At 64.7% G+C, this 5995-nt stretch carries 5 protein-coding genes; all 5 read right to left on the reverse strand.

Going from position 1 to position 5995, the window contains the following annotated elements; all coding sequences use genetic code 11:
- On the reverse strand, positions 1–1539 hold a 1539-nt coding region (locus tag IRZ12_RS14865), incomplete at its 3' end, for an ATP-binding protein (RefSeq protein WP_296469954.1).
- A gap of 18 nt (positions 1540–1557) precedes the next feature.
- Positions 1558–2022: a response regulator gene (locus tag IRZ12_RS14870; RefSeq protein ID WP_296469964.1), complete on the reverse strand. Its 465-nt coding sequence runs from the start codon at positions 2020–2022 to the stop codon at positions 1558–1560.
- Between the two features lie 5 nt (positions 2023–2027).
- The gene (locus IRZ12_RS14875) at positions 2028–4328 is read right to left on the reverse strand and encodes an ATP-binding protein (protein ID WP_296469956.1); all 2301 of its coding nucleotides are present in this window, start codon (positions 4326–4328) and stop codon (positions 2028–2030) included.
- 99 nt (positions 4329–4427) lie between these two features.
- Positions 4428–5192 (reverse strand): ABC transporter permease, encoded by a 765-nt coding sequence (locus tag IRZ12_RS14880; protein WP_296469958.1) that lies wholly within the window; start codon positions 5190–5192, stop codon positions 4428–4430.
- Between the two features lie 5 nt (positions 5193–5197).
- Positions 5198–5995 (reverse strand): ABC transporter ATP-binding protein (locus tag IRZ12_RS14885; RefSeq protein ID WP_296469961.1); only part of this gene is annotated, 798 nt, incomplete at its 5' end.

Raw genomic sequence — 5995 nt, forward strand, 5'->3', positions numbered from 1 at the left:
GTGCGGCACGCTGCCGGAGGGGTCGTCCAGGGTGAGGGTGAATGTCGAGCCCTTGCCCTGTCCTTCGCTGTGCACGCTCAGCGTGCCGCCGTGGCGTTGTGCGAGCGAGCTGGCGATGGCCAGGCCCAGTCCCAGCCCGCCGCGCGCCCGCGAAGAATCTTCATCGCCCTGTTCGAAGGCCTCGAAAATCCGCTTGAGGGCGTCCGGGGGTATGCCGATGCCGGTGTCCGAGACGTCCACGGCGATCTTGCCGGGCGCGGGCTGGTACATGGTGACGCTGATCCGGCCTGCCCGCGGTGTGAATTTGATGGCGTTCTTGAGCAGGTTCCAAATGATTTGCTGCAACCGCGCCGGGTCGGCCTGCACGATGACGGGATAGGGCAGGGGGGTGTAGCGCAGGTCGATGTGCCGCGCCGCGGCCTCCTCGCGGAAAATCTCGACGATGCCGTTGAGGATGGCGACCAGGTCCGTGGGTTCCAGGTGCAGGCTCAGCTTGTCGTTGACGATCTTGGAGATGTCCAGCAGGTCGTCGATGAGCCGCGCTTCGACCTCCACGTTGCGCTTGATCAGTTCGATGCTGCGGCGGCACTCGGGGGGGAGGTCCTGGCGCAGGTCCAGCGCTTGCGCCGCTGCGTAGATGGGGCCGAGCGGCGTGCGCAATTCATGCGACAACACGGCCAGGAAGCGGTCCTTGGCGCGATTGGCGGCTTCGGCCTGTTCTTTTGCCGCTTGCAGTAGGTCAGCCGCGATGCGGCTGTCGGTCATGTCGCGCACGATGCGCGAGTAGCCGCGCACCGCGCCTCCGTTGCCGAAGATGGCAGTCGTCACGACCGAAGCGTAGAAGGTGGCGCCGTTCTTGCGCATCAGCCAACGTTCTTCGGCCAAGCTCGACCCCGAGCTGATTTCCGCCAGCTGCTCGACGAGGGGGCGTTCTGGGGCTTGGCCCGGCTCCGGCGGGAGGTTGAACATGTCGCCGGGCCGTCCGATCACTTCTTCGGCCGGATACCCGAACAACCACTCCGAGGCGCGGTTCCAGCTTTCGATGGTGCCGTCCAGCGCCAGGGTGGCGACGGAGTAGTCCCGCAGCGCGTCGATCAGCTGGCCAAAATAGGTTTCGCTTTCGCGCAGGCGCCGTTCGGCATCGTGGCGGGACTTGCGCTCCCGGGCTTCGTCCAGGGCGCGGCGTACGACGATGGGAAGCCGGTCCAGGCGCTGCTTGAGCACGTAGTCGGTCGCTCCCTCCTTGAGCATGTCCACGGCATGCTCTTCCCCGAGTACGCCGGATACGAAAATGAACGGCAGCGCGGAGGGGTGGCTGCGCGCAATGCGCAACGCCTCGCTGCCGGAGAATCCGGGCATGTGGAAGTCGGACAGGATGAGGTCGAAGCCACCGCTGTCCAAGGCCTTGATGAAGTCGGCCTCGTTATTGACGATGACGCTTTCGACGTCCAGCCCGGCCCGGGCCAGCCGCTCTAGGGTCAATTCCGCATCGTGGGGATCGTCTTCGGCCAGCAGCACTCGCATGACGGGCAAGTTCACTTCGGCAGGCTCCGGGCGTTATTCCTGTGTCAGGTTGCGGGCACGTCGCAAGGATCCCGGAGGCGGTTCATTGAGCACGGCCCAGAATACGCCCAGATCGCTGATTGCGCGCACGAAATCGGGGAAGTCCACGGGCTTGACCACGTAGGCGTTTACGCCCAGGGCATAGGCACGCACCAGGTCGCTTTCCTCGTTGGAGGAAGTCAGCATGACCACCGGCACATTGCGCAGGTCCGCACTGGCCCGGATGAGCCTAAGCAGCTCCAGCCCATCCATCTTGGGCAGTTTCAGGTCGAGGAGAATGACCGCCGGATTGCCCGCCGGACGCTCCTGATAGGGGCCGCGCCGGGTGAGATAGTCCAGAGCTTCGGCGCCGTCCCGGGTGATGACGACGTCGTTGGCCAGTTGGCTTTTTTCCAGGGCGATCAGGGTCAGTTCCAGGTCCCGGGGGTTATCTTCGACCAGCAGGATAGGCTTGAGCATCATGATCAGCTTCGCGAGTTCTTATGGCTTGCGGACGGTGCTGCGGCGGCGCCGGAGTCGGCTCCGGGGAGGAACAGGTAAAAGGTCGCGCCCCGGTCCGGGACGCCCTCGGCCCAGACGCGACCGCCGTGCCGTTCCACGATGCGACGGACATTGGCGAGCCCGATGCCGGTGCCTTCGAAATCTTCCATGCGGTGCAGGCGTTGGAATACGCCGAAAAGTTTGCCCGCATATTTCATGTCGAAGCCGACGCCGTTGTCCCGGACGTAGATGACGTGCCCACCGCCCTGCGGATGGGCACCGACCTCGATGACGGCCGGCTCCCGGTCGCGCGTGTATTTGATGGCGTTCGACAACAGGTTGCGCAGCGCCAGGTGGATGTAGCCTGCATCCGCATACACCTCCGGCAGTTCGTGGGACACCCAGTCCACCTCGCGGCCCTGTAGGTCCGGGGCCAATTCCCTGCGGATCTGTTCCATCGTCTGCGTCAGGTTGACTTGCGTGGGCTTGAGTGCCGAGCGGCCCATCTGGGAGAAGGTGAGCAGCGCGTCGACCAGGCGCCCGGCAAAGCGTGCGGAGTCACCGATGTTGGCCAGGTAGCGGGAGGCTCGCGCGGACAATTGCGCACCTTCGTACTCCTGGAGCAATTCCGCATAGCCGGCTATATGGCGCAGCGGCGCGCGCAGGTCGTGGGAAACGCTGTACGAAAACGCCTCTAGCTCCTGGTTGGTGCGGCCTAGCTCGTCGGCCAGGCCTGCCAGTTCTTCGGCCTTGCGCAGTACGACGCCGGTGATGGCAGTGCGCAGTTCTGCCGCGCTGTCCAGTTCCCAGGGTTCCCAGGGAAGCGACTGTCCGCGTATCTCCTGCGGCCACGGACGAAAGGTGCGTTCGGTGGCCCTGGCTGCCGCTTCCGCGTCCGGTATGGGCCCGCGCCCGGCCCAGTTGATGCTCCGTATCCACTCGGGCCTGAACCAGAGGACGTAATTGGGATGCAGCTCGGAAATCGAAATGGCGAGCACTCCGCAGGCCTGCTTGCGGACGGACGCGAACTCGGGCGCGACCGCGGGCAGGTCGCGCGTATGGAACAGTCCGGACTTGGCCATGCCCGGGAGCCGGGCGCACAGCGCCAGGATGTCGTCCCGCTCCGGTGTCTGGCCGACGGTCAGGCATTCGCCGCTGTGTACCACGGCGGCCCCCCCGGCCCGGGCGAATTCCAGCAGGGCCTGGGGCACGCTGATGAGGCCGGCCGGGACATTGTCGTGCTCGGCCATGGCGGACAGCAGCATGCCCGTCAGGTGCTGCAGCTCATGACGGCGCGCAGCTTCGCCTTGTGCCCGCCGCGCTTCAATCTGCAGCGACACGATCTGCGCCAGCAGGTTGGTCTGGGTCCGGACGGCGAGCGGCACCGTGCGGGGCTGGGCATGGTGGCACGAGATCATGCCCCACAGCCGTCCTTGGACCACGAGCGATATCGACATGGAGGCCATCGTGCCCATGGCTTCCATGTAGCGCAGATGAGACGGCGAGATGCTGCGCAGCTCGGCGAAGCTTAGGTCCGTCGGTGCTCCAGTCAGGGGGTTGTCGCTCGGCACCAGCGGGGACGGCTCATATCGGGCGTCCGGGATGCAGCGCAAGCGGTTGACGAGGTAGAGTCGACGGGCTTGCTCCGGTATGTCGCTGGCCGGGAAGTGCAGCCCCCGGAAGGACACGTACCCGGGGTCGTGGCGCTCCGCGTTGACCCGGCCGTGCCCTTCGCTATTGAACTCATAAGCGACGACTCGCCCATACCCGGTGAGCTTCTTGATTTCCTCGACGGCGAGTTCGCAAAGGTCGTCTACCGTCTCGCATTGTTGCGCGCGGCCCACGAAATCGCCCAGGCCGGCCAATTGCGAGGCAGGCGCCGCCGGTTCGAACTCCGCGAGAATCGCCTCGCCGCTGCGGTGCACCACCAGGTCGAAATCACCGGAGCCGCTCAAGAATGTGAGCGAACCGAGGTGAAACGGAGCGTGTTCAGCTTGGGTGGCCGCTTCCAGCCGTTGAGGAAATTCGCCGTCGGGGTCGCGCACTAGTTCGGCCAGCTTGGCGCCGAGCAGCGCGGATGCGGGAATGCCAAGGTGGCGCAGGACCGACTCGCTGGCTTGCAGGATGGTGCCATTGGCTCGATCGAGCACGAATAGAAAGCCGTGCGGCTGGATGCTGCCCGGAATGTGGATCGGCTCGCTAGCGCACGAGTCCGTAACCTTCGTGATGGGCGCGGAGCGGGGAGAAGGCACCTGGTGATCGCGGCTGGAGGATACGTTGCCCAATAGTACGCAATCTCTGTCGCGATTCCCAGGTTTTCCGGGGATTATGTAGCGACACTTACAGGCAGTCTCATTCCGGGCGCGCAAGCGCCCGGTGCGGCGCTATGCCCCGTGGGTGCCACGATGGGCCCATGCCGTGGTGCGTTTCTCGATGTAAGCGAAGAGCTCGTACATTGCCATGGCCATGATGCCGATCACCACCAGGCCCGCGAAGGCAAGCGGCATCTTCATCGCAGAGCCCGCGGAGACGAGCAGGTAGCCGATGCCCTCGTTCGAGGCGGCCATTTCCGAAACCGTGGAACCCACGAACGCCAGCGTGATCGCGACTTTGAGCGAAGCGTAGAAATAAGGGAGGGAGCGCGGCAGGCCGACCTTCAGCAGCACGTCCAGGCGTTTGGCGCCCAGCACCCGCAGCACGTCCTCCAGTTCCGGTTCGAGCGTCGCGAGGCCGGTGGCGATATTCACCATGATGGGAAAGAAGGAGATCAGGAACGCCGTCAGCACGGCCGGCCCGATGCCTATCCCGAACCATACGACCAGCACGGGCACGAAGGCCGCCTTGGGCAGGGCGTTGAAGGCGGTCATGAGCGGATAGAAGGCCGTGTACGCGACACGCGAACTACCAATGATGAAGCCCAGCACCACGCCGACCACGATGGAAATGCCGAAGCCAGCCATGGTGACCCAGTACGTCCGCCAGGCGTGTTGGGCGATGACCGGGGCGTAGTCGATCGTTGCCTGCAGGATCTGTGACGGGCTCGGGAAAATGAATTCCGAGACCTGGAATGCGCGGCAAATGATCTCCCACAGGATGATGACGAAAAGCAGCAAGGCGATCGGGGCGGTGCGTTCAGCAAACTTGTTCATGGGGTTCAATGTCCGATCCGGGTGCGCAGCTCGTGCACCAGGGAATTGAATTCGTCGGTGTAAGTCGTTTCGAGCTCTCGCGGCCTCGGCAGGTCGATCTCGCGCCGGGCAAGGATGCGGCCGGGCCGCTTGCTCATCACGTATACCGTGTCTGCCAGGAACACGGCTTCGCGCAAGTCATGCGTGACGAGCACGACATTGAATTTGCGGGCGGTCCAGAGGTCGCGCAGCACGCACCAAAGCTCCTCGCGCGTGAAGGCGTCGAGGGCGCCGAACGGTTCGTCGAGCATCAGCATCTGGGGTTCGTGGATCAGCGCGCGGCACAGCGAGGCGCGCTGCTGCATGCCTCCGGAGAGTTCCCACGGGAACTTGTGCTCATAGCCGTCGAGCCCCACCGTGGCGAGTAGGGCGCGCGCCCGTTCTTCGTACTCGGCGCGCTTGGCGCGGAAGTTGGAGCGGTACGGCTCCACGATTTCCAAGGGTAGCAGGATGTTGTCCAGCGTGGTGCGCCAGGGCAGCAAATTGGGCGCCTGGAATGCCATGCCGACGATCTTGAGCGGCCCTTTGACAGGTTGTCCGCCGACTACGACGGTGCCTCGCGTGGGCGCCTTCAGGCCCGTCGTCAGTTTCATGAAGGTGGATTTGCCGCAGCCGGAGGGGCCGACGATGGCGACGAATTCCCCCTGGCCGATAGTGAGGCTGATGTCCTCGACGGCGTATTCACCGGAGCGCTCCTGGGCAGGGGTATAGGCCAGCGATACGCGCTGGAAGTCGACGAAAGGAGTCATGGGGCTGGGTGATGC

The sequence above is a fragment of the Pigmentiphaga sp. genome, assembly GCF_019689535.1.
Classification (GTDB): Bacteria; Pseudomonadota; Gammaproteobacteria; order Burkholderiales; family Burkholderiaceae_B; genus Pigmentiphaga.